Annotated in this window: 19 protein-coding genes and 1 riboswitch; of the genes, 13 read left to right on the forward strand and 6 right to left on the reverse strand. The window is 64.9% G+C overall.

Features of this window, described 5'->3' with window-relative positions:
* The first annotated feature begins 37 nt into the window (after positions 1-37).
* From RCH15_RS14635 to RCH15_RS14675, 9 genes are read left to right on the forward strand one after another with little or no spacing between them, the layout of a single operon-like run.
* Positions 38-1126 carry a CHAP domain-containing protein gene (locus RCH15_RS14635; RefSeq protein WP_326961396.1) on the forward strand — a complete coding sequence of 363 codons (1089 nt, stop codon included), beginning with the start codon at positions 38-40 and terminating at the stop codon, positions 1124-1126.
* Entirely contained in the window at positions 1123-1641 is a 519-nt protein-coding gene (locus tag RCH15_RS14640; protein ID WP_326961397.1) for a hypothetical protein, read from the forward strand. Before RCH15_RS14635 ends, RCH15_RS14640 begins: the two co-directional genes overlap by 4 nt.
* Before the next feature lie 43 nt (positions 1642-1684).
* Positions 1685-3157, forward strand: coding sequence for an AAA family ATPase (locus RCH15_RS14645; protein WP_326961398.1), 1473 nt, complete (start codon positions 1685-1687; stop codon positions 3155-3157).
* A gap of 34 nt (positions 3158-3191) precedes the next feature.
* A complete protein-coding gene (locus RCH15_RS14650; RefSeq protein WP_326961399.1) occupies positions 3192-3809 on the forward strand; it encodes a DUF6668 family protein in 618 nt (205 codons plus the stop codon).
* Between the two features lie 11 nt (positions 3810-3820).
* Positions 3821-4090 (forward strand): hypothetical protein, encoded by a 270-nt coding sequence (locus tag RCH15_RS14655; protein WP_123256262.1) that lies wholly within the window; start codon positions 3821-3823, stop codon positions 4088-4090.
* A gap of 30 nt (positions 4091-4120) precedes the next feature.
* A complete protein-coding gene (locus RCH15_RS14660; RefSeq protein WP_326961400.1) occupies positions 4121-4867 on the forward strand; it encodes a hypothetical protein in 747 nt (248 codons plus the stop codon).
* A 1-nt stretch (position 4868) separates the two neighbouring features.
* Positions 4869-6158 (forward strand): hypothetical protein, encoded by a 1290-nt coding sequence (locus RCH15_RS14665; protein ID WP_326961401.1) that lies wholly within the window; start codon positions 4869-4871, stop codon positions 6156-6158.
* Entirely contained in the window at positions 6145-7653 is a 1509-nt protein-coding gene (locus RCH15_RS14670; RefSeq protein WP_326961402.1) for an SCO6880 family protein, read from the forward strand. Before RCH15_RS14665 ends, RCH15_RS14670 begins: the two co-directional genes overlap by 14 nt.
* Positions 7653-9200 carry an ATP/GTP-binding protein gene (locus tag RCH15_RS14675; RefSeq protein WP_326961403.1) on the forward strand — a complete coding sequence of 516 codons (1548 nt, stop codon included), beginning with the start codon at positions 7653-7655 and terminating at the stop codon, positions 9198-9200. The genes RCH15_RS14670 and RCH15_RS14675 overlap by 1 nt, the downstream gene beginning before the upstream one ends.
* Positions 9201-9259: 59 nt before the next feature.
* On the opposite strand, the gene RCH15_RS14680 is transcribed toward RCH15_RS14675, so the two are convergent.
* From RCH15_RS14680 to RCH15_RS14690, 3 genes are all read right to left on the reverse strand, one after another.
* Positions 9260-10630: a hypothetical protein gene (locus RCH15_RS14680; RefSeq protein ID WP_259678382.1), complete on the reverse strand. Its 1371-nt coding sequence runs from the start codon at positions 10628-10630 to the stop codon at positions 9260-9262.
* 407 nt (positions 10631-11037) lie between these two features.
* Entirely contained in the window at positions 11038-11385 is a 348-nt protein-coding gene (locus RCH15_RS14685) for a helix-turn-helix domain-containing protein (RefSeq protein WP_123257125.1), read from the reverse strand.
* Positions 11386-11389: 4 nt separating this feature from the next.
* A complete protein-coding gene (locus RCH15_RS14690) occupies positions 11390-12481 on the reverse strand; it encodes a tyrosine-type recombinase/integrase (RefSeq protein ID WP_326961404.1) in 1092 nt (363 codons plus the stop codon).
* Between the two features lie 221 nt (positions 12482-12702).
* On the opposite strand from RCH15_RS14690, the gene RCH15_RS14695 reads away from it, so the two are divergent.
* Genes RCH15_RS14695 through RCH15_RS14705 form a run of 3 tightly spaced genes read left to right on the forward strand, consistent with a single transcriptional unit; the run spans position 12703 to position 16018 of the window.
* Positions 12703-14472, forward strand: a complete 1770-nt coding sequence (locus RCH15_RS14695; RefSeq protein WP_326961405.1) for a type IV secretory system conjugative DNA transfer family protein — start codon at positions 12703-12705, stop codon at positions 14470-14472.
* Entirely contained in the window at positions 14469-14903 is a 435-nt protein-coding gene (locus tag RCH15_RS14700; protein WP_326961406.1) for a DUF4913 domain-containing protein, read from the forward strand. The genes RCH15_RS14695 and RCH15_RS14700 overlap by 4 nt, the downstream gene beginning before the upstream one ends.
* Positions 14904-14962: 59 nt before the next feature.
* Positions 14963-16018: a PDDEXK nuclease domain-containing protein gene (locus tag RCH15_RS14705; RefSeq protein ID WP_326961407.1), complete on the forward strand. Its 1056-nt coding sequence runs from the start codon at positions 14963-14965 to the stop codon at positions 16016-16018.
* Between the two features lie 33 nt (positions 16019-16051).
* Here RCH15_RS14705 and RCH15_RS14710 read toward each other — a convergent pair whose 3' ends face one another.
* Positions 16052-16246, reverse strand: a complete 195-nt coding sequence (locus RCH15_RS14710; protein WP_326961408.1) for a hypothetical protein — start codon at positions 16244-16246, stop codon at positions 16052-16054.
* Positions 16247-16582: 336 nt separating this feature from the next.
* Here RCH15_RS14710 and RCH15_RS14715 point away from each other — a divergent pair, with 336 nt between their 5' ends.
* Positions 16583-16885 (forward strand): DUF4193 domain-containing protein, encoded by a 303-nt coding sequence (locus tag RCH15_RS14715; RefSeq protein WP_326961409.1) that lies wholly within the window; start codon positions 16583-16585, stop codon positions 16883-16885.
* 401 nt (positions 16886-17286) lie between these two features.
* On the opposite strand, the gene RCH15_RS14720 is transcribed toward RCH15_RS14715, so the two are convergent.
* The gene (locus tag RCH15_RS14720; protein ID WP_326961410.1) at positions 17287-17832 is read right to left on the reverse strand and encodes a hypothetical protein; all 546 of its coding nucleotides are present in this window, start codon (positions 17830-17832) and stop codon (positions 17287-17289) included.
* Between the two features lie 368 nt (positions 17833-18200).
* Complete coding sequence (locus RCH15_RS14725) at positions 18201-21104, reverse strand: EAL domain-containing protein (protein ID WP_326961411.1); 2904 nt, start codon at positions 21102-21104, stop codon at positions 18201-18203.
* Positions 21105-21376: 272 nt separating this feature from the next.
* A riboswitch (cyclic di-GMP riboswitch) is annotated at positions 21377-21451 on the reverse strand.
* Positions 21452-21781: the final 330 nt, after the last annotated feature.

Raw genomic sequence — 21781 nt, forward strand, 5'->3', positions numbered from 1 at the left:
TGAGCCAGTCGACGTCCAAGGGGGAGGGGCGAATCTAATGCAGCGCACATCGCTTGGCCTAGTGGCCATCATTGCCATCCCCGGGCTGTTCTTCGGACTGATCTTCTCCATGCTTCTGCTTCTCGCCCCCGCGAAGCCAGCTGCCGCCACCTGCGGTCCGGCCGTCTCTGTTGTCATCGATGATGACGCCAAGGTCGAGGGCTACACCGAGGAGCAGTTGAAGAACGCCGCGGCGATCATGGGTGCCGGTAAGGCACTGGACCTGTCCGTGAAAGGGCAGATGATCAGCGTCATGGTTTCCCTGGGGGAGTCGGGGTTGCGGGTCCTGGATACCGGCGACGGCGCCGGCCCTGACTCGCGGGGGTTGTTTCAGCAGCGCGACAACGGCGCGTGGGGCTCCTACGCAGACCGCATGGACCCCGCCACGAGCGCCACCAACTTCATCAAAGCCCTGAAAGGCGTGGCCGGCTGGGAACTGTTGGAACCGACGATTGCCGGCAACAAGGTCCAGCGCAACGCCGACCCCTACCACTACCAGAAGTACTGGCCCGAGGCCGTCAAACTCGTCCAGGCGCTCTCGAATTCGAAGTTCTCCCTGCAAGGCAGCGACTGCGCCATCCCCGGACAATCCGGCGCGGGGGATGACTACCCGTGGAAGAACTCCCCGACCTGGCTGCAGGTCGGCGCAAACTCGGCCAGCACCTCACCTCTCGGCATGTACTACCGCGAGTGTGTGGACTTCGCCCTGTGGCGGGTGAACCAGCAGATGGGTTCGACCGGTGCCCCGTTCAAGTTCCTCAACGGCACGTTCCGCCCGGACGGGCAGGGCCTTGGCTCGGCCCTGACGTGGAAGGCCGGCTGGGATGCCAAGGGCTGGGCTGCCGGCAACACACCCCGGGTCGGCGCGGTTGTCTGGTATGCGCCGGGCGCCGGGGGAGCGGACCCGAGCTTCGGCCACGTCGCGGTGGTCAAGGAAGTCAAGGAAGTCAAGGACGACGGGACTTACGTCGAAGAGGGCTACAACGGCAACCCTGCCCCTGCCGACCACGCCTATTACACCCGGACAGTGGCCAACACTGTTCCCTCCGCCTTCCTGTACCTGCCCACTCAAGAGGAGAAGAAGTGAAAAAGTCTTTGGCTCTGCTCGCCGTGGCGCTGCTCTGTGTTTCCTGCGCACCGGCGGCGAACACGACGACGGCACCGGCGGCCTCAGACACCGCCAGCCCCACAGCGTCCGCGCCGGTCTCACTGAGCGCCAACAGCGGACCACAGGCGCCGGGCGGCACGATCCCGCCCACGATCGGCATCACCTGGGATCAGGCCAGCAAGGACAAAGCGGTGGAAGTCGCAGGGAAGGCCATAGCGGACTTCGCCCGCCCAGCCATGGAGGAAAAGCAGTGGGCCAACGACCTCGCCCGCTGGCTGACCCCGCAGGCCACCGCCGACTACTCGGCAGTGGACCCGGCCAACATCCCGGTCAGCCGCGTCACCGGCCCCGCCACGCTGAACGTCGATGACGACAACGGCTTCGGCGTCATGGCAGCGGTCCCCACCAACGCCGGGACCTACACGGTGCAGCTGCTCCGCACGGGCAAGGACGCCCCGTGGAAGGTCAACCGCCTCACCCCGCCGTCGCCCTAAGCACCGCACCTCCGCATCTCACACCCACGTAAGGAAGAAGCTCATGGGTACTACACCAACCGAAGTCATGGCCTTTCCCAACATCCGGGCCATCGTCCGCGACAACGGCACCGCCGAGGTCGTCGTCGCGGGCAACTCCCGCGTCGTCCCGGCCGGAGACTCCGTGCAGGAACTGCGCAACAACGCCCTGGCCCTCATCGTGGGCGAGGCACAGACCCTCCAGCGCCCCGTGCGGGTCCAGATCGAAGACCCCGAGGGCCACGGTGAACTCATCGTGCACCCGGATAACAAGATCGAATCCGTCTCCTACGACCCCCGGCAGACCCGCCGCCGGGCAGAAGCTCCGGAAACCACACCCAAGGCAGTCGTGCCGGCGATCATTGAGACCATTCCTGCACAGGAGCCCGTGGCCACTCCAGCAGAGTCCGCGCCAGTTCCTGCCCCTGCAGCACCGGTGGACACCCAGCCCTGGCCACCCGCCCCCGTCGCAGCCGATACCGTTCCGGTGCCGGCCAACCCCGAACCGCAGACAGCCGCCGTTGCCGGGGAAGCGGCGCCGACGCGGCGCAGCTTGAAGGAAACCTCGTTCCTGGTCAGCGAACCGGTGCTGGAACCGGCCACCCAGGGCTGGCGGGGAACACTCACCCGTCTGGGACTCCGGATGGACCCCTCCGAGGAAGAACTCACCGAACGCGAGGACATCCGCACGGTCAGCCAGCACTGGCCCGGCCCGCGCACCATTGCCGTGGTGAACCGCAAGGGCGGGGCGAACAAGACCCCCACCGTGGTCATGCTCTCGGCCATCCTCGCCCGCTACAGCGGCGCCGCCACGGTGGCGTGGGATAACAACGAGTCCCAGGGCACCCTGGGCTGGCGGACGGAAAAGGGCGCCCACGACCGGAGCGTCCTGGACCTGATTGATTCCTCCACCGAACTGCTCTCCCCGTCAACGAACGCGGCCGAAATCGCCAAGGTCGTCCACCACCAGACGGCGGATAAGTTCGATGTCCTGCGCTCGGATGAAAACGAGGAAGGCGATCACGAAGTGACCGCCGAGGAAGTCGACATCGCCCACCAGGTGCTCACCCGCTATTACCGGCTCGTGGTGATGGACTCGGGCAACACGGCCCGGGCCGCGAACTGGCGGCGGATGATCGATCACACCAACCAGCTCGTCGTCCCAGTCACGGCCATCGAGGACCGCGCCGAAGCCGCACGGCTGACCCTGCAGACGCTGGAGTCACGTGGTGGGCACGACGCGGAGCTGGCACGGGGCGCCGTTGTCATCGTCTCTGAGTCCACCGACGCCAAGTCCAGCATGAGCGGGGACGCGCTCAAGCGGGCCAAGGACGAGGCCCAGCGGATCGCGGACGGTTTCGCACCCTTCGTCCGCGCCGTTGTCCGGATTCCCTACGATCCGGCCCTGGTCAACGGACCCATCCGCTACGAAGCCCTCCAGCCCGCCACCCAGCGGGCATGGCTCGCGGCCGCGGCCGCCGTCGCCGCCGGCTTCTAAACCACCCACCACCGGACTCTGAAAGGAGGCAACCATGCAACAGTCCCTGAACCCCTGGATCACCCGCCCGGCTCCAGCCGACGGCGCGGACACCGCAGCCCCGGAAGCGCATGTGCCGGCGCCGGCCGTGATCAGTGAGCCACTGAGGGGAATGGTCGAACCGGACGCCGCAGACCGTCTGGCCAGCCGCACCGTGACAGGCTCTGCAGCGCTGTGGGTCACCGGCACCCACGGGGGATCCGGTGAAAGCCGCACCGCTGACCTCCTCAACGGGGCACGGGTCACCGGTCACTGCTGGCCCGTTCTCCAGGACGGCAGCAAGCCTCGGGTGCTGCTGGTCTGCCGCGCCGATATGCGCGGCCTGACAGCTGCACAAAGCGCCCTGACGCAGTGGGCATCAGGCGCGGCACCCGCGGTTGATCTGCTCGGCCTCGCCGTTCTGGCGGACGCACCGGGGAAAACTCCCAAAGCCCTTCGTGATTTCGCCGCCATCGTCGGCGGGGGAGCCCCCCGCTTCTGGACCCTGCCCTGGGTCGAAGCCTGGCGACACGGAGACTCCACCACCCCGCCGCCGCCGGCCCGCGAATATCAACGCTTCATCAATGACTTAGCTGCCCTGGCTACCACCACCTCACCCGGCACCACCCACTGAAAGGTCTCACCATGAACTCCTTCTCCGCACTGGCAGCAAGCGTCATCCCCAACCCCACGCCGGTTGTCCCGGCACAGGCAGGTGGCCTGCTCACGATCCTGAACTGGGCCTCCGGCATCGGCTTGGTCCTCGGCGTCCTGGGCGTCATCATCGTGGGCATCGGCATGGTCATCCAGCTCCAGCGCGGCGAGGGAGCCCAAGCCATCGGCAAGCTCGGCTGGGTCCTGATGGGCTGCATCATCATCACCGGCGCCGCGGGCATCGTCCGCGCCTTCGTCTAAACCAGCACCAACAAAAACGGGAGGTTCACCATGAGCCAGTCAACAGAGAGCACCACCGAAAGCAATCCGTTCACCAAACCCGGTTTCATCATTGCTGCCGCGCTGGTGGTCGCGCTGATTGCAGCAGCCGTCGTCATCTTCCTGCTCCCCAAAGGACAGGACACCGCCCAGCCAGCGCCGGGAACAGCAGCATCCGCCAACCCGGCCACAGCCAGCCCCAGCGCCACGACAGGTGCAGGAAAAAGCGTCTGCGGACTGCCTGGGAGCCAAGAAACTGCACTTGGAGCAGCGCCTAAATCCAAATGGGACTTGCTCGGAACCATGGCCGTTCCCAGCGCTCCATCAACGGCCGGCCCTGGCACTGTGGGAAAGGACGGTTTGAGGTCGTGCTTTGCTCAATCCCCTACAGGAGCCCTGTACGCAACGGCAAATATCTGGGCAGCGTCGTTTAACGGCTATGCAAAACAGGTTTACCTGGAGCTTTCAGCTGATAGCCCTTCGCGGGACAAGGCCGTGCAGGCCATAAAGGAAGGGAAAGACGTCGGCGGTGCAACCTCACCGAAGGTTCAGATCGCCGGCTTCATCATTCATTCGTACACGCCTGGAACGGCCGTCGTGGAGCTCGCTATCAAGAGCGCCGACGGAGGATACGGTGCTTTTTCAACGTCGCTGCTTTGGGAGGACGGCGACTGGAAACTGGATATGCCGGCCGCTGGCGGAGGCGCAGTGCGCCAGATCAGTGACCTGAGTTCATTCATCCCCTGGGCCGGCGTCTGACATGGCAGATAAAGCATGTGAAGTCTGGGACGGGGCCTGCTGGGCCGCAGCAGGTGCCAGCAATATCGCGGCGGGAATTGCAGACGACGCCATCAATAATCTTGCCAAGGCCATCATGGAGGGCATGAGCCAGATGGTGACGACTCTGTCGACCTTTTGGGTGTCCATGCCCACGGTGAACCTGGCCAGCTCCGACGGTGCGACGCCGAGTCCCATCGTCTCGCTGGTGAACAGCGAATTGATGGTCTGGACTCTGACGCTGGCTGTCCTCGCGGTCATTCTCGGTGGCATCCGGATGATCTGGGAACAACGCGGGGCACCACTGAAGGATCTGCTCCGGTCCCTCATCACGCTGGCTTTGGTCTCGGGGCTTGGTCTGGGGGTCATCTCCATTCTGGTGATCGCCGCGGATGCTTTCTCGGCAGCCATCATCGACCGATCCACGGACGGTAAGGGCTTTGCGGAGTCGATGAGCCTCCTGGTCGTGTCCGGCCAGACAGGGGTTGGCGTGTTCATCCTCATCGTTCTGGGATTGATCGGTCTGATTGCCTCCCTCGTCCAGGTCGTTTTGATGGTGGTCCGCAGCGGCATGTTGGTGATCCTGGCGGGCATCCTGCCCACCACCGCGGCCTTCACCAACACCGAGATGGGGAGGCAGTGGTTCCAGAAAGCAGTTGGCTGGACTATCGCGTTCATCCTCTACAAACCTGCGGCCGCCATCGTGTACTCGGTCGCATTCCTCCTCATGGGTAACAACAGTGGGAAGGATTCATTGATCACTTCCATCACGGGCTTCACGTTGATGATCGTCGCTCTGTTCGCTTTACCGGCGCTGATGCGTTTCGTCACCCCGATGGTCGGGGCCGTCGCCTCCGGCGGGGGAGCGGGAGCTGGAGCTGCCGTTGGGGCCATGGCCACAGGCGCCGTGTCCATGGGCCGCAGCGGAAGCGGTAAAGGCAACGCCGCCCCGACACCGGCAAGTACACAAGGCAACCAGTCAGGCGCATCTCCGAAGGGCAGCAATGGAACGCCTGGCCCGAAGGGAAATGGCGGCCAGCCAACGCCCGGGGCTACCGGTCCGGGCGAGGCCACCAGCGCCATGGCCGGCGCAGCAGGCACTACCGGAGCCGGGGCAGGGGCTGCCGGCGGCGCCGCGGCGGGTGCGGCGAAGGCTGCAGGCCCGGCGGGCATGGCCGTCGCCGTAGGAGCACAAGCAGCGTCCAAGGTTTCTCAGGCCGCACAACAGACCGCGCAGGATTCAACCGGGGAGGGCCCCAGTGGCAGCAATTAATACCGAATACAAGGAACCGTCCTACGGCAACTGGCGCGTCCCGCGCTCTGCCGGGCTGGGCAACCTCGGCGCTATCGGCACGGGCATTGTCATGGCCGGGTTGTTGCTGGGCATCATCAGCTTCGCCATCTGGGGCCTGTTCCCGGGCCTTGCAGTCCTGGCCGTGGCCGGGGCGGCCGCCCTGTTGCTGACGGTCAAGGACAAGCACGGCCAGTCCGTTGTTGACCGTTTCGGAACACGGATGAGCTTCCGTCTCTCCAAGTCCTCCGGAACGAATCTCTACCGTTCCGGCCCCCTCGGTGTCACGGAGTGGGGCATGTACCAGCTGCCCGGACTTGCGGCGAAGTCCACCCTGTACGAATTCTCCGACTCCTATAAGCGCCCGTTCGCACTGCTGCATGTGCCTTCCACCAGCCACTACACCGTGATTTTTTCCACCGAACCCGACGGTGCGTCCCTGGTGGACCCGGAGCAGGTCGATGCGTGGGTGGCGAACTGGGGCGGCTGGCTCGCCGGCCTCGGAGACGAAGCGGGCCTGGACGCCGCCGCCGTAACGGTCGAGACCGCACCGGACTCCGGCTACCGGCTCCGCAACGAAGTCACGATGAACATCGACCCGAACGCCCCCGAGTTTGCCAGGAACGTGCTCAACGAGGTCGTCGACACGTATCCGGAAGGTTCGGCCACGGTCCGGGCCTGGGTCTCCCTGTCCTTCAACGCCTCTCTGCGTGCCGGATCGAAGAAGCGCACACCTGAAGATGTAGCCCGTGACCTTGCGTCCCGGATCCCCGGGCTGTCGGCACGGTTGCAGTCCACCGGCGCCGGGATCGCCCGTCCGATGTCCGCGCAGGAGCTCTGCGAGGTCGTCCGGATCGCCTATGACCCGCCGGCTGCCCTGATCATTGACGAAGCGCACGCCGCCGGGTCCCCGGTGTCCCTGACTTGGGGCGAAGTTGGACCCTCCGCGACGCAGGCGGGCTGGGATGACTACCGGCACGACAGCGCGTTCTCAGTTTCCTGGACCATGACAGGTGCACCGCGCGGTTCGGTGAACTCCTCGGTCCTGTCCCGGCTGCTGGCCCCGCACGGGGACATTGACCGCAAGCGGATCTCGCTGCTGTACCGCCCGATGGATTCGGCCCGTGCCGCGGCCGTGGTGGAGCGGGACCAGAACAACGCCAACGTCCGCATCACCTCCGGAAACCGGCCCTCGGCCCGGGCCCTGGTCGATGCCCGCTCCGCCGTGCAGACCGCGCAGGAAGAGGCCCAGGGCGCCGGGCTGGTGAACTTCGGCATGGTCGTCACAGCCACCGTGACCGATAAGGAACGCCTCGCCGATGCCGTGGCCGCCGTGGAACAGACCTCCGGCACCGCCCGGGTGCTGCTGCGCCGCGCCTACGGAGCGCAGGACACCGCGTTCGCCGCATCCCTGCCCCTCGGGCTGGTCCTCCCCAAGCACAGCCTCCTGCCCTCCGAAATCAAGGACGCCCTGTAATGGCTCTCAAGGACTTTTTGACGTCAAAGACAGTAAAGCCAGTAAAGGGTGCGCCCAAGGACAAGGCTGGAAAGCAGCCACGTCAGGCCGGGCCGGTTGCCCGGGGCTGGACCGGACGCGGCGGCGGAATGGCCCAGCTCGTCCCGTCCGTGAAGGAATACCGGGGAACCACGGTCCAGGTCTGCGGGCTGTGGCCGTTTTCCTCCGGGGCGTCCTCGCCCATGATCGGCGTCCCGCTCGGACGCCACGAGGAAACCCAGGCCACGGTCTGCTGCGACCCGATCAGCTGGTTCCAGCGGGCACGCCTGATTTCCAACCCTTCCGCGTTCATCCTGGGCAAGCCGGGGCTGGGGAAGTCCACCGTGGTGCGCCGGATGTTCATCGGTCTCTCCGCACAGGGCGTCCATCCTCTGATCCTGGGGGACCTGAAAGGCGAGCACGTCAAAGCGGTCCAGGCACTCGGCGGCCAGGTCATCAAGCTCGGCCGCGGTGTCGGTTACCTGAACATCCTCGATCCCGGCCAGGCCGTCGAAGCCGCGCAGCTGCTCGAAGACAGCGGCCACCATGAGGACGCCGCCCGGGTCCGCGCTGACGCGCACGGCCGGCGCCTGACGATGGTTGTCTCCCTGATCACCATCAGCCGGAACAATCCGCCCACCGATCAGGAACAGACGATCCTGGACCGTGCCCTGCGGGTCCTCGATGATCGGTTCGACGGTGTTCCTGTCCTGAAGGACCTGCTCGACGTGATCGTCTCCGCACCCGATGAGCTGCGGCAGGTTGCGCTGGACCGCGGCGATATGGCCGTCTACCTGCAGGAAACCCGGGCCTTGGAAGCAACCCTGCTGGGCCTGACCGGTGGCGGGAAGCTCGGAGAAATCTTCTCCCGGCACACCACCAACCCCATGATGCGCGACCGCGCCGTGGTCTTCGATGTCTCCAGCATTGACGAGACCGAAACCGACCTCCAAGCTGCGATTTTGCTCGCGTGCTGGTCCTACGGTTTCGGCACCGTCAACGTCGCCAATGCCCTCGCCGACGCCGGTCTGGAACCGCGCCGGAACTACTTCGTGGTCCTGGACGAGCTGTGGCGGGCGCTGCGCGCCGGTAAAGGCATGGTGGACCGGGTGGACGCCCTGACCCGTTTGAACCGCTCCGTGGGTGTCGGGCAGATCATGATTTCCCACACCATGTCCGACCTGCTGGCGCTGCCGGCAGAAGAGGACCGAATGAAGGCCCGCGGCTTCGTCGAACGCTCCGGCATGGTGATCTGCGGCGGCCTACCCGCCTCCGAGATGCCGTTGCTGACCTCGGCCATTCCGCTGTCAGGTGAGGAGCAGCAGAAGCTCATCTCCTGGCAGGACCCGCCCGCCTGGGACTCCCGCGGGCTCGACGTCGAACCTCCCGGACGGGGGAAGTTCCTGATCAAGGTCGGCGGCCGTCCCGGGATCCCGGTCCTTGTGGGACTGACATCTTTGGAGCAAGGCCCGGATGGAGTCAACGACACCGAGGGTAAGTGGCGTGAAAACGTTGAGAAGTTCGCGTGAATTTTGACGCTTTCGGCGCGAACCTGAGCATGCCCGGGGGCTGCAGCGGGTGTTGGTGCTCAGGTTCGGGGAACCTGTTCGCCCTCAAGGGTGAGGTCCAGGTGCTCGACGGTGTTGAGGTAGCGGGTGGCGCCTTCGACGCTGAGCCCGAAGAGATCGCAGATGCGGCGGACGTCGCCGCCGGTCGCGTGGATCTCGTGCAGGATACGGTCCTCGCGCAGCGCCTGGGGCCGCAGCGTCAATCCGGTCCAGGGGAACTGCCGACTGACGGGCAGGAGCCTGGGCGCCGTACGCCGGTTGATGAGCAGGTGCGGGTTGGCACTGCCTGGCCAGGTCCGGTTGCGCTGGTCGAGCCAGGCCGCCAGACGGGTGCGCACGGGCGAGGCCAGCGGAATATCGCGCTTGCCCAGTACCAGATGTCCGTCGCTGATGTCGGTGAGCCGCAGCTCGCTGAGCTGTTTCTTGGTCAGCGCGTGGAAGGCGACCAAGGCAACCGCGAGGGCGACCACCGGCTTCGGGGAGTTCAACTCCTCGCGGATCACTGCGGCGTCCAGAGCGAGAGGGATAGTGCTGCCCTTCGGGGACGCCTTCATCCCGCGGGTCGGATTCGCGAAGATGAGCCGGCGGCCTTTGAGGGTCGTGAAGAGCGACTTGAGCCCGTTCCCGGCGACGTGGCGGCGGACCCTCGTTTCGTCCAGCGCGGCTGTGATATCGGAGCGGGTGACCTCGGCGAAAGACTGCAAGCCTGCCTCGGCCCAGGCGTGGATGATGGGTTCGATGCCCATGATGTGCGCCCTGATGGTCCCTGGGTCGCGCGGGATCTGCCGTGGCGCCTGGTGGGCGCCGTTGGTCAGAACTTGCAGCCACACCTCGAGCTGGTCCTTCATGACCGGCGGCAGGGTGCTGGTCTTGGCAGCGAAGTAGCGTTCGAGCCGGGTCGGCCGGTCCTCGATGAGCAGGCCGGCCGCGGCCAGCACGTCGATCGTGGAGAGGACGTTGCCGGAGTATTGGCGCAGTTGGAGGACCTCGGTGGCGCGGATCTTCGCGGTCGGGCTGAGCCGCAGACCCTGCAGCAGCCGCAGCGACCGGGTCACGTCGTTGCGTTGCCGCTTGCTCCAGCCAGCCCTCGCGGCGTGGTCACGAACGATGGCGGCGCAGGAGCGGGTCAGGTCTCTTTCTTCGAGGCGGGCACGCGCCGCGACAACCTTCGGGTCGGGCGCCAGGTCGAACAACGTCATCTGCACGCCGTGGTCGGCAGCCGAACCGGTGCCGGGCAAGTAGTTCTTGTCCCGCCGCTTCCATGGGGCGCGTTGCTCCGGGCTCAATGGTGGTGCTCCACGGCGGTGGAAGCTCATGTTGGCGAAGAAGAGCTGGTGCCCGGCCTTATTCGCACCGACCAGGTCCAGGCCATGTCCGGGCTCCTGGATCATGCGGGCCTGTTCCAGACACAGCCGGCAGGCCCGCCGCTCCCCGATACGGGCGGTGCGCCCGCAAAAGTCGCAGATTCCTTCCGGGTTGTGGGAGCGCCACCAACGACAAGGCCAGCACGTCCAGTTGTAGCGGCGGTAGACGCCCCACGCCAGACAGCCCCTGCACGAACCTGGGTATTGCGGACTGCCGGGATGGCAGCTGGCACACAAGCCTTGGCTGAAGTAGCCCATGCTGGTGCCGCACTTGGAACACGGCGGTGCGATGAACGGGCCGCCGGGAAGGCAGTCATAGCAATAGTCCACCCGGGGGAAGGTCCACGCGACCCGGTTGATCTGGCAGCGGGGGCACATCGACGGCGGCCGCAGCGGCGCCGCCGGGCCCGGGGCAGGACTCACAACAGCCCTGCCTATAGGGGCGGCTCGGACCGCGGCCTGCCGAATCGCGGCGTGACGGCCGGCGATACCCCGCCGCCACTGCCATGGCCCTGGTTATCGCCGTTGACGGTCTCGGTGGCGCGTGGACGACGTGCAGCGACCTTGTCCGGCTCGGGACTCATCAGGTCCGTCGGCGTGCACTTCAACACCGAGCAGAGCACGTCCAGCTCCTCGAGTCTCATCGTCGCCGGTGTCCCGGCCCACCACGAGGACATCTTCCCGGCACTGATCTCCAGCCCGGCATCGGCGAGCATCCGGCGCATCTGCGCCGACTTCCAGACCCCGCGTTCGGCGGCTCTGATCCGCAGATTCCACAACACGGCCTCATCCTTCCTTCTGTGTAGTCGCGAAGCGGGATTCGACCCGCTCATTGGCGTTCTTCCAGGCCAGCTCGACGTGCTCGCTGCGCACGTGGATGTAACCCGAGGTAGTCGCGAGCCACTGATGCCCCAGCAGCTCCTGAAGCGCCTTAATGTCCATCCCGGCCCCGTACAGCGAGGAAGCGCAGTAATGCCGCAGAACGTGGGGAGTCATCCTTCCCGACCATGCCGGCAACCACTGCTCGACCTGCAACCCCAGGCTGCGCCGCAGCGCGTTGCCACCGACCCGGCCGCATCGTCCCAGCTCGCGGTCGAACCGCTCCGAGGGGAGCAAAGGTGCATCGGGATCAGACCAGTCCTCGCCGTACTGGTGCCGGACCTCGCCCAGCCACCAGTCGATCAGCTCTGCCGCGCCGTTGATCGCGGGCACCAGACGCGGCTTCGGGCCACGGCCCTGTGCTCCCTTGCCGAACCGGACATGAAGCTTTCCGAACCCGCCCAGGTCCGGGCGCCAGTCACGGATGTCGAGCATCACCGTCTCGTTGATCCGCAACCCCAGCCGACGCCACAGCGAGGCCGCGAAGTAGTCCCGCGCGGCGGGCAGATACTTGCGGGCCTGCGGGATCGAGTGCCGCCAACAAGTAAAGAACGTCTCGATCTCGGCATCCGACGGCGGCACTCTGACGTTGCCCAGCGACGCCCCGGACTGGCGGTTGAACTCATCGATGGGCTGCTCGACCAGCACCCCGGCCACCCGGTGGATCCGGCCCTGGTAACGGCTGATCATGAACTCGTAAAACAACGCCAGTGTCCCTGCCTTGCCGGCCCTGGTGCTCACACTGCGACCCAGCCTGCGCTGTTCGGCCAGGAAGCGGTCGGCGTCCTGGCAGGTCGCGGCCCACAGCGGGCCGGTCACCGACCGGGCGAATTCGATGATCGTCGCCCGGGTATTGCGGATATGCGAGTCGCTCAAACCAGCCGCGGCCATCGCCAGCGCGTACTGGTCAACGATCTCCTGCTCGAAGTCCTCGGCCGCCTGCGCACTCCAGAACGCCGGATCCATGGCGCCGCCACCGGGCAACGCCACCAGCACCATCAGCTACCAACTTCAGAAGGAGCGAGCATGCGTCGACATTACGCCCAAACCGTCACTCTCGTCGATGGTTCGTCGATTCGAGCCCCTAAGGGCTCCGAACCGACATCACCTGCTCAAACGCCACTCCCGGCCGCAGAACGGGCCAACGAACCTGAGCGAATAGAGATACCGGCAGAGTCCCTGCTGGAAACGGCCGCTCCGGTCCAGGAAGAAGGTGCGGCATGAGTGCTCCGAATCGTAAAGGCACAGGGCTCGGCGATGCGCTGGGGATCTGGCTGGCCATCGGCGCAGCTGTCGTCATTGGGGGCGGCAGCTGGGTCTCAGCTCATCTCGGATCCTGGATGGCCGGCCTCGCTTCGCCCCCGGCCCACCCGATTGATCTGGTGGCCGGACTGGCCAAGGGCCGGGTGCCCTGGCCGGTCCAATCCACCATCGTCGCCTGCGTGCTCCTCGGTACATTGATTGCCCTGACGGTGACAGTGCTGGTGGTCCGCTCCCGGACAGCGCACAAGCGCACCCGGGTGGATAAGGCCGCCGTCCACATGGGCCGCGGGAAAGACCTCGATCACCTGGGCACCAAAGAGGCCACGGCCACGGCCGTGCGTCTCGGCGTGGAGAACTCCACGGGGGTGCGGCTTGGCCGCAGCGTTGCCGGGAAGCGCCCGCTGTGGGCCTCCTGGGAGGACATGCTGATCCTCATCGCCGGTCCCCGCACGATGAAGACCACCTCCTACGCCGTCCCGGCAATCCTGGATGCACCCGGCGCGGTAATCGCCACATCGAACAAACGCGACATCGTCGACGTCACCCGTCCGATCCGGTCAGAGGCCGGCGCCGTGTGGGTCTTTGATCCGCAGGCCGTTGCAGAAGAAGATCCCACCTGGTGGTGGAACCCGCTCTCCTATGTGAAGAACGAAGCCACGGCCGGGAACATGGCCCAGCACTTCGCCAACGGCTCCCGGGAACCCGGGACCAAACCCGATGCCTACTTCGACCCGGCAGGGCAGAACCTGCTTAAAGCCTTCCTGCTCGCCGCCTCACTCGACTCGGCCCCGGTCACGCAGGTCTACACCTGGTTGACCCGCCCGCACGACGAGGCCCCCGCAGAACTGCTGAGGACCGCCGGCTATGACTTGCTCTCGGACATGGTGATGGGCCACATCCGCGAACCGGAAAAGCAGCGGGCCGGTGTGTACGGCACCGCCCGGCAAATGGTTTCCTGCCTGACCGACCGCGACGTCAGTCAATGGGTCACCCCGCTGCGGGACACCACGGTGAAGAATGACCCGCGGCCGCAGTTCGTCCCCGAAGACTTCGTGCGCGGCAAAGGCACGCTCTACAGCCTCTCCCGCGAAGGCGTCGGCACCGCCGGCCCCCTCGTCACCGCCCTGACCGTCGCCGTCGTGGAAGCGGCCGAAAAGTACGCCACCTCCCAACCCGGCGGCAGGCTCGCGACACCGCTGCTCGGGATCCTCGATGAGGCGGCGAACGTCTGCCGCTGGAAGGCCCTGCCGGACCAGTACAGCCACTACGGCTCCCGCGGCATCATCCTCATGACCATCCTGCAGTCCTGGTCCCAGGGCGTGGAAGTCTGGTCCCTGGAAGGCATGCGGAAACTCTGGTCCGCGTCGAACGTGAAAATCTACGGCGGCGGTGTCTCCGAGGTCGGCTACCTCGACGAGCTCTCCCGCCTGATCGGCCAATACAGCTACATCAACGTCTCCCGCAGCCACAGCAAGACCGGGTCCTCGTCCTCCCGGCAGGAGAACAAAGACGAGATCCTGTCCGTGGCCGACCTGACAGCACTGCCCCGGTTCCGGGCCATCCTGCTCGCATCCGGCGCCCCGGCAACCATGATCGAAACCATCCCGTGGATGAACGGCCCCCACGCTCAAAAGGTCAAAGACTCCCTCGCCACCCAGAAACAGCAGCAACTGGAACCGGTGACGATTCCAGCTCACAACCCCTGGACCGACGGTGACGGACGATGAGCGACGACTTCGGAGAAGATACCTTTCCCGATGATGAAGTGGAACCGACGGGGCCAGAGCACTCCCATGGAGAACCTGCAGCAGAGTTGGTCTATGGCAGCGCCGTTGAGTTCTTCACCGAGCTGCTGGCCCAGTCCTATGTCCGTGAAGTCAATGAGGGCGCAGCCTTCGCCTGGTGCCCCGAGTGGTACAAACACCCCGAAGCCCTGATCAGGATGGAAGCAATCTGGCGCGCCTGGGAACACCTCCGTCTGGAGCCTGCCCTCGGAGTCAGCACCTGGTGGCTGAACCACGCCGACCCGCACATGCGCGTCCTCATGGACAAAGAAGGCCCCTTCAAGAAATGCGCCTACGACGGCCACAAGCCCCCACGCGCCCCCGGCCTCGCAGCGCTCCCGCACACGGAACCCGAGGCTGGAATCTTCGGCTAGAGACCACCAGCGGGCCACGCCACACAGATCCGTCCGGGATGCTCTTTAGGATGGAACCCATGACCGAACCGCGCGACCTCGCCCTCCCCACCGGCTACACCGCCCTCCTCGGCGAGCTCAAGGACCGGGTCAGGGCCGCACGCACCAAGGCACTGCGGACCGTCAACACCCAACTGACCGAGCTGTACTGGTCCATCGGCCGGACCATCCTGGAACGCCAGGCCATCGACGGCTGGGGGAGCGGTGTCATCGGCAGGCTGGCCGAGGACCTCGGCGCAGAATTCCCTGACATGACAGGTCTGTCACGGTCCAATCTGCAATACATGCGCAGCTTCGCGGAGGCCTGGCCCGCGTTCGACGCAAATGTCCCACAGCCTGTGGGACATTTGCCCTGGGGCCACATCCGCACCATTCTGGACAAACGACTGGAGCCGGAGGCACGGGACTGGTACGCCGCGGCCGCCGTGGAGTACGGCTGGTCGCGGAATGTGCTGATGAACATGATCATGAACAAGACCCTGGAACGCACCGGGGCCGCGCCATCGAACTTTGTGCAACAGCTCGTTGCACCGGATTCGGAACTGGCCCAACAGATCGCCAAAGACCCCTACAACTTTGAATTTCTCGGCCTGTCCGGCGAGGTGGTCGAACGTGACCTCGAGAACGCCCTGACCAGCAGGATCACCGAAACCCTGCGCGAACTCGGGCCAGGATTCTCCTTCGTCGGGCGGCAGGTCCACTTTGACGTCGACGGGGATGACTTCTACGTGGACCTGCTGTTCTTCCACATCGAACAATCCCGCTACGTCGTCGTTGAGCTCAAGACCGGCAAGTTCCAACCCGAATACGCGGGAAAGCTCAACTTCTACGTCGCACTCGTCGATGACGTGCTCCGGCGCCAACACCATAACGAAACCATCGGGATCCTGATCTGCGGCAGCAAAAACGACCGCAGCGTCCGGTATAGCCTCGGACGCGCGACCTCACCCATGGCCGTCGCCTCCTACACCTATGACAGTCTTCCTCTGGCAGAGCGACAGGCACTTCCGACCGAGGGACACATTGTCGCAGCGCTGGAGTGGGCCGAGCCTGACGCCGTACCGGGGGACGACTGAAGCAAACCTTGAGCCCGTTCGATGCGTAACTGGCTAATTCTGTTGGGACAGACAATCAACCGTATTTTCGGGGAATTTCTCGGCGGCGTCCAATAACGGAGCTGATGATGCCCGCCAGAATACGCCGGCAAACTCAACTTTTACATCGCCCTGGTCGACGACATAATCCGCCGTGAAGCCCACGCTGACACCGTCGGAATCCTGATCTTCGGCGACAACACCGACCACACCGTCCGCGACTGCCTCTGACGCGCGACCTCACCCATGGCCGTCGCCTCCTACACCACTGAAAACCTGGCCGGCGGACGTCCGCACCAAGCTGCCGGACGCCCACCGGCTCGCCGCCGCCCTGGGCTGGACAGAAGAAACGGAATCACTGACCGCCGCAATCACGGGCACACCATGGAGACCGCGCTCGGGCTTCGATGCCCGCACCCGCGGCTGGGTCCTGGACACATTCAGGGTTTCCTGGGCCCGTCCGCCGGTGCTGAAAGGCGAATACCGGCGCACTGGTGTATGTTTCAGTCCCGTCAGAGAAGAACACCAGAAATGAGAATCACCTAAGTGGCAACCGATTACGACGAAGTCCGTTCCGACGTCAAAGAATCCCAGGACCGTTCCCTGGAGGCTCTGCAATCTGCAAACGCCCCCGATGCCCGAAGCGTCGTCCGCGAGCTGGACGAGGCCGATGCCTTCGACGAGGCCATCGTTCCCGGTGGAGAGTTTGTCGCCGAGGAACTCATCGTTCAGGTCATCCCGCAGGCCAAGGACGAGTTCACCTGCTACTCCTGTTTCCTGGTCCGCCACCAGTCCCAACTCGCGCGCGAAAGCAACGGCGACGCCTACTGCATCGAATGCGAAGGCTAAGGCGCTGCACATCCACGGTGTCCAACCGGACAGCAGTCGCATCAGCGCCGCGCAGTCCGTGCGGTCGGCGTTGAGACGCCCGCCAGTGCGCCCACGCTGAGGGCGAACGGATCAGCGGGCGTAACGGGGTAGCGTGCTTTTCATCGCTAGTGGTTCGAACCAGTGCTCCAGTGTCATGGGCCCGAGCCGCACTCGATGGTTCAGATCTTCATCGTTTTGGAAGCCACCAAGACTCCGATCATCGGGCAGGTCGCGATCCAGCCCGGGTCAAGATCCCACCCGTAAGTCTCTGCGTGACCTCGACCTGGTCCAGAAGGCACCGGACCGCAAGCTCTACGAGATGATCAAGGACCATCCGCACGGCGGGCCGACGACAATCATGGAAATCGCCAGCTAGCCGGCTAGATGTCGTTCTGACCCGGAATGCTGGCTTCACTGGACGTGATGGGTGTGGTGCGTGCCCGCTCGTTCGAGACTTCCCTGTAGCTCGTTGCTATGCCGTGACCTTCCCCATGGCCCAGCCGTGAAATTTCAACGGCCCTTCCAGACAGCGCAACCCTGATGGTTTCCCCGGAAGTTCTCTTGCCCATCACGAGCTTTTCGATTGAGTTGTGCGGTGCGTCCAGGAGCAGCTTCGACCCAGCGTCGCAGTTTGCAACGAACACGAGTCGCTCGCCCGTGAGGACGACGAATCCCGATTCGTCGTTGAGTTGTCCTTTCCCGACAGCACGGACAGCTTCATATCGATCAAGGACGCAGACAAGGCCACGCAACTCCTTTTTACCGCCCAAGGTGAGCCCTGCCTTCTCCGCGGCATCCGTTAGTCCGTGGTCGTACATGACTCCTTCCGGGAGGTTCTCCTCGATACTGAGCAAGTGCTCTTCGAGCCCGGGTTCGGTGTCTTCCGATGTCCATAGGACTCCGGTGCCCCGCGCGGCTGGTGCCACCGAGCCAGTCAGTCGTGAAGCCCGCCGTCGCCTGCGCAGGGACCGTGGTACATCCACACGTATTTTTGTTGCGGCGTGGACTTCCGTTTTGAATCCAGTATCCGCGGCGGCGCGATTGATAAGGTGCAATGCTTCGTTAGCGTCTGCGAGTATCGTCCAAAGGACGGTTTTTGCAGCATTCACGGTGTGTAGCCTCCTCCATGGTTCGTTCAGGCGACAGGCAAAATCGGTATCGGTGGGGTGGGCCGCTGTCCGCTCTGCGCGGGGGCAGCTAAGTCTCGATAAAAGTGCCCGGGTGCACAGGGGTGCTGCCGGATCGGCTGTTGTTTGGCTCCGCGCCCGCTGGCGATGGCATGCTTCGGGGATGCCTAGCCCTCTTGAGAGTGCTCTTGTCGGTGGTTACCGGCGTGGAGTTGTTCTTCGAGATCAGCTGCATCGACGGGTTTGCCGAACAGGTAGCCCTGGGCGCGTTCGCAGCCCATGGCGCGCAGGGCATCGAGCTGGTCGCTAGTTTCCACGCCCTCGGCGACAACGCGCAGTCCGAGTCCGTGGCCCAATCCGACTATCCCGGCGATGAAGGCGGTTGATCCGCCGTCTGCGAGCCGCGTAGTGAAGGACCTGTCGATCTTGACTTCCGTGACCGGCAGCCGGTGCAGCTGGGCGAGGGAGGAATATCCGGTTCCGAAGTCATCGATCGAAATGCCCACCCCAATGGACCGGAGTTCGCGCAGGGTGCCGTCGTTCACTACGGATTCGGACACTGCCTGTGATTCAGTGACTTCCAGGGTGAGCGCGGCGGCCGGGAATCCGGTTTGTGCCAGCGTGTCACGGACTACAGCCGGGAATCCCGTGTCGCTGAGCTGGCCGGCTGAGACGTTGACCGCGATTTCGATGTCGTGTCCCGCTGCCCGCCACTGGGCGCCGGTTCGGCAGGCCTCGGCGAGAACATGGGCCCCGATTTCACTGATGAGGTTGCTGTCCTCGGCCAAGGGAATGAACTCCACGGGAGGCAGCAGGCCAAGTTCGGGGTGATGCCATCGGACAAGGGCTTCGGCGGCGATAATTGTGTCCGTTGCCAAACAGATTTGGGGCTGGAACTGGACCCGCAGTTCGCCGCGGCCCGCGGCGCCGCGCAGGTCGGTTTCAAGCCGAAGATAGTCCTTGCGCGGCACTCCCGGGGGTGTTTGGCCCCGGGCCCTTGCTTTAGCCCGGTACATGTCGAAATCCGCTGCCTCTATGAGCCGGCGGGCTGACTCCGAATGTGTGTCCGTATCCCCCGGGGGGAGGGCGCAGCTGACGCTGGTTCCGATGGCAACATCAACGAAGATCTTCCTGCCACTGACCTCGATGGGCTCGGCAAGGGCGGCGCGGACTCTGGCGGCGACGTGGTCGGCTTCCAACGGAGTTTGGATGTCGGGCAGAAGAATAACAAACTCATCGCCGCTGTAGCGGGCCACGGTGTCACAGTCGCGGACAGCAGCCGCGATTTGGGCGGCGACGTGGCGGAGGACGCTGTCACCGGCGCCGTGGCCGAGGCTGTCGTTGATCCGCTTGAACCGGTTGACGTCGCAGAAGAGCAGACCAACGCGGCGTCCGTTCCGTCCGGCCCGGGCCAGTGATGTTTCCAGCCGGTCTTCCAGGAGCGCCCTGTTGGGCAGCCCGGTCAGCGGATCATGCAGGGCCTGCCGGCGGGCATCCTCGAGCAACCGGATGTTATCCAACGACACCGCTGCCAGTGCCGCCAGCCCGGTAAGCCGTTCTATCAAAGCCCCTTCCAGGGCTTTCGACGCCGGCTGGTCGGCCCAGTGAGCGAGCACGAGGCCTTTGAGTTGGTCTCCGGCCATGATTGGTACAGCCGCCAGTGCTGAGAGGGCGAAGTCGGCGAGCATCTTCCTGGCCCAGTCCGAACTGTTCCCGTCCACCAGCAGCGGAACGCCGCAGGCGATCACCTCGGAAAGCTCGGGACTTTCCTGGGCGGTGGTCTCGTAGGCGGCCAGTTGGTCTGCCAGTTCGCCGTGCCACCCGTTCATGCCGGCGATCCGAAGCCGGCCGCTTTCGCTCTCCCAGAGGGCGACCGCTGAGCGGTCGGCTCCCGAAAGAGAAGGAACTGCGTCGGCAATCGATCCGGCGAGTGCTTCCACCGTCGAGTGCTGCGCCAGCGAACGGGAGACGCCCAATAACAGCCGGGCTGTTTCGCCGTGTTCGCGGGCTTCGGCGACTATCCCGGCAAAGTCGAGACTGACGGCCGCGTGTCGGGCATAGGCCGAAAGAGCGTCAATGTCCTCAGCAAAGAATTCTTGTCCGGGGTGCGCCACGGCCGCCAACACACCATAGGAATGTTGCGCGGAGGCGACAGGAACGCTCAATACCGGCAACGTTGCCAGCGAGCTGCTCTTCAGAGCCATTTCCTCCCCGTCAAGCTCCTTCGCCAGGGCTCCCCCCATGCCGCGGACCAGCACGTGGCGTCCTCCCGCGGGCGTTCGTACTGCCAGCAGGTGCCCCGGAGCGTGCACGGCGCTGTCGGCGCGGGAGAGGATCTTGTCGAGCAGCTCCTCCAGCGGAGTGCTGCTGGCCAGGTCGGCCGCCGCGCCTTCGAGCATACGGAGCCGGTGTTCGGCGGTTGAGCGCCGAGCGATCACTGCTTCATCCCTCTTCAGCCTGCCCAGCAGCCTACGCAGGCGCTGAAGTCGGGGTGCGGACCAAACCACCTCGTAGACGCACTCCGGGGCCCCGTTGACCTGGCAGATCCCGCCGTGGTCTACGCGCGCCGCTGGCAGCCCAAAGAGCACAGGAATCTCGGCGAGAAGGCCAATGTTGCAGTCGCAGTCGAACCGGCTGGGTCGGTACGGTGGGAGCAAGTTCCAGGCCAGCGCAGCTGAGCTTTCCTCTACCCACTCGCACTTGAACACGGCGGCGGAATCGAAGCGTGTAGAGATCTGGGAGATTCCGCGGAACATGCCTGCCGGGGTACCCTGCGCCCGGGCCAACCTCCGCCACGGCTCGATTGCCGGGTCCAAGTGGGACGCCTGGGCCAGACGGAGTCCGATCCGGGGATCCGCGAGCTCGGACGCGGCGGATTCGAAAAGCCGAAGTTTGTCCGGATAGGAAATCCTTTCTCCGACGCTGTGCAGCTGGTCCGCTTGGGCACGCAGTCCGGCACGCTCCAGGACACGATCAACACCCTCCGCGCCGGCCTGCTTCGCCACGACCTGCAGCAGGACTCGCGTCGTCACCGTTGACGTACCGGGCACCGCCGGGGAATTTCTAGGCATGAAATGACACCCTCAGATAGAAAATTAAGTGGGAAGCAAGTTCAGAAAGCCACAGACAGAATTAGCCCACGGGTCGGGGCGGCCTGCACATGGATTGGATCGCGGGAACCGGACGGCAATTCCCCTGAACCGGAACGGCACCACGGGATTACTCGACGCCGTTCGCCCAGCCCAGCCAGCCGCCGGGAAATGAATTCTAGGTGCTGCCTGACCCTCGCTTGGAGCATGGGAGGACAGCCTTGGGTGCGTGAGCATGCAGGAGACCTTCGCTGTTCGGCGGCCCGGCTGACCTCGTGGGCCCCGTGGCTTTGCGTCCCCGGCTCACACCGGGTTTGCCTTTATCGACGAGCGGATGCTCAATCGACCGTCATCGTAGCAAATAGAATTGCGGTTGAACTCGTGGCTGCGATAAAAGCCACGGACCTGCAACGTCCAGCGGCACTTTTGTCGGATGGAAAACCGAGTGCATCTCTGGCCAGCGTTGAATGTGAGCGCTTCAGAAGCACTCCGAGCGCTGGTAGAGAGATCAAACGGATGAATTGGAACTTGCTGGGCCCATCAGCCGTCCCACGACTATTGGGGAGCTAATTGGTCGTTCGCCGTCGAGCTTTTGAACGGGCTGTTTCGCCCCTCGGGGCGGGGCATATCAGCGAGTCCTATTCTGCAGATTCTGCAGT

The organism is Arthrobacter sp. MP_M4 (assembly GCF_035984855.1).
Taxonomy (GTDB): domain Bacteria; phylum Actinomycetota; class Actinomycetes; order Actinomycetales; family Micrococcaceae; genus Arthrobacter.

Excerpts from the sequence above, each read along its gene's own strand:
- RCH15_RS14635 (WP_326961396.1), top strand. The coding sequence starts at position 38 with ATGCAGCGCACATCGCTTGGCCTAGTGGCCATCATTGCCATCCCCGGG.
- RCH15_RS14645 (WP_326961398.1), top strand. The coding sequence starts at position 1,685 with ATGGGTACTACACCAACCGAAGTCATGGCCTTTCCCAACATCCGGGCC.
- RCH15_RS14650 (WP_326961399.1), top strand. The coding sequence starts at position 3,192 with ATGCAACAGTCCCTGAACCCCTGGATCACCCGCCCGGCTCCAGCCGAC.
- RCH15_RS14655 (WP_123256262.1), top strand. The coding sequence starts at position 3,821 with ATGAACTCCTTCTCCGCACTGGCAGCAAGCGTCATCCCCAACCCCACG.
- RCH15_RS14660 (WP_326961400.1), top strand. The coding sequence starts at position 4,121 with ATGAGCCAGTCAACAGAGAGCACCACCGAAAGCAATCCGTTCACCAAA.
- RCH15_RS14665 (WP_326961401.1), top strand. The coding sequence starts at position 4,869 with ATGGCAGATAAAGCATGTGAAGTCTGGGACGGGGCCTGCTGGGCCGCA.
- RCH15_RS14675 (WP_326961403.1), top strand. The coding sequence starts at position 7,653 with ATGGCTCTCAAGGACTTTTTGACGTCAAAGACAGTAAAGCCAGTAAAG.
- RCH15_RS14680 (WP_259678382.1), bottom strand. The coding sequence starts at position 10,630 with ATGATCCAGGAGCCCGGACATGGCCTGGACCTGGTCGGTGCGAATAAG.
- RCH15_RS14690 (WP_326961404.1), bottom strand. The coding sequence starts at position 12,481 with ATGGTGCTGGTGGCGTTGCCCGGTGGCGGCGCCATGGATCCGGCGTTC.
- RCH15_RS14695 (WP_326961405.1), top strand. The coding sequence starts at position 12,703 with ATGAGTGCTCCGAATCGTAAAGGCACAGGGCTCGGCGATGCGCTGGGG.
- RCH15_RS14700 (WP_326961406.1), top strand. The coding sequence starts at position 14,469 with ATGAGCGACGACTTCGGAGAAGATACCTTTCCCGATGATGAAGTGGAA.
- RCH15_RS14705 (WP_326961407.1), top strand. The coding sequence starts at position 14,963 with ATGACCGAACCGCGCGACCTCGCCCTCCCCACCGGCTACACCGCCCTC.
- RCH15_RS14725 (WP_326961411.1), bottom strand. The coding sequence starts at position 21,104 with ATGCCTAGAAATTCCCCGGCGGTGCCCGGTACGTCAACGGTGACGACG.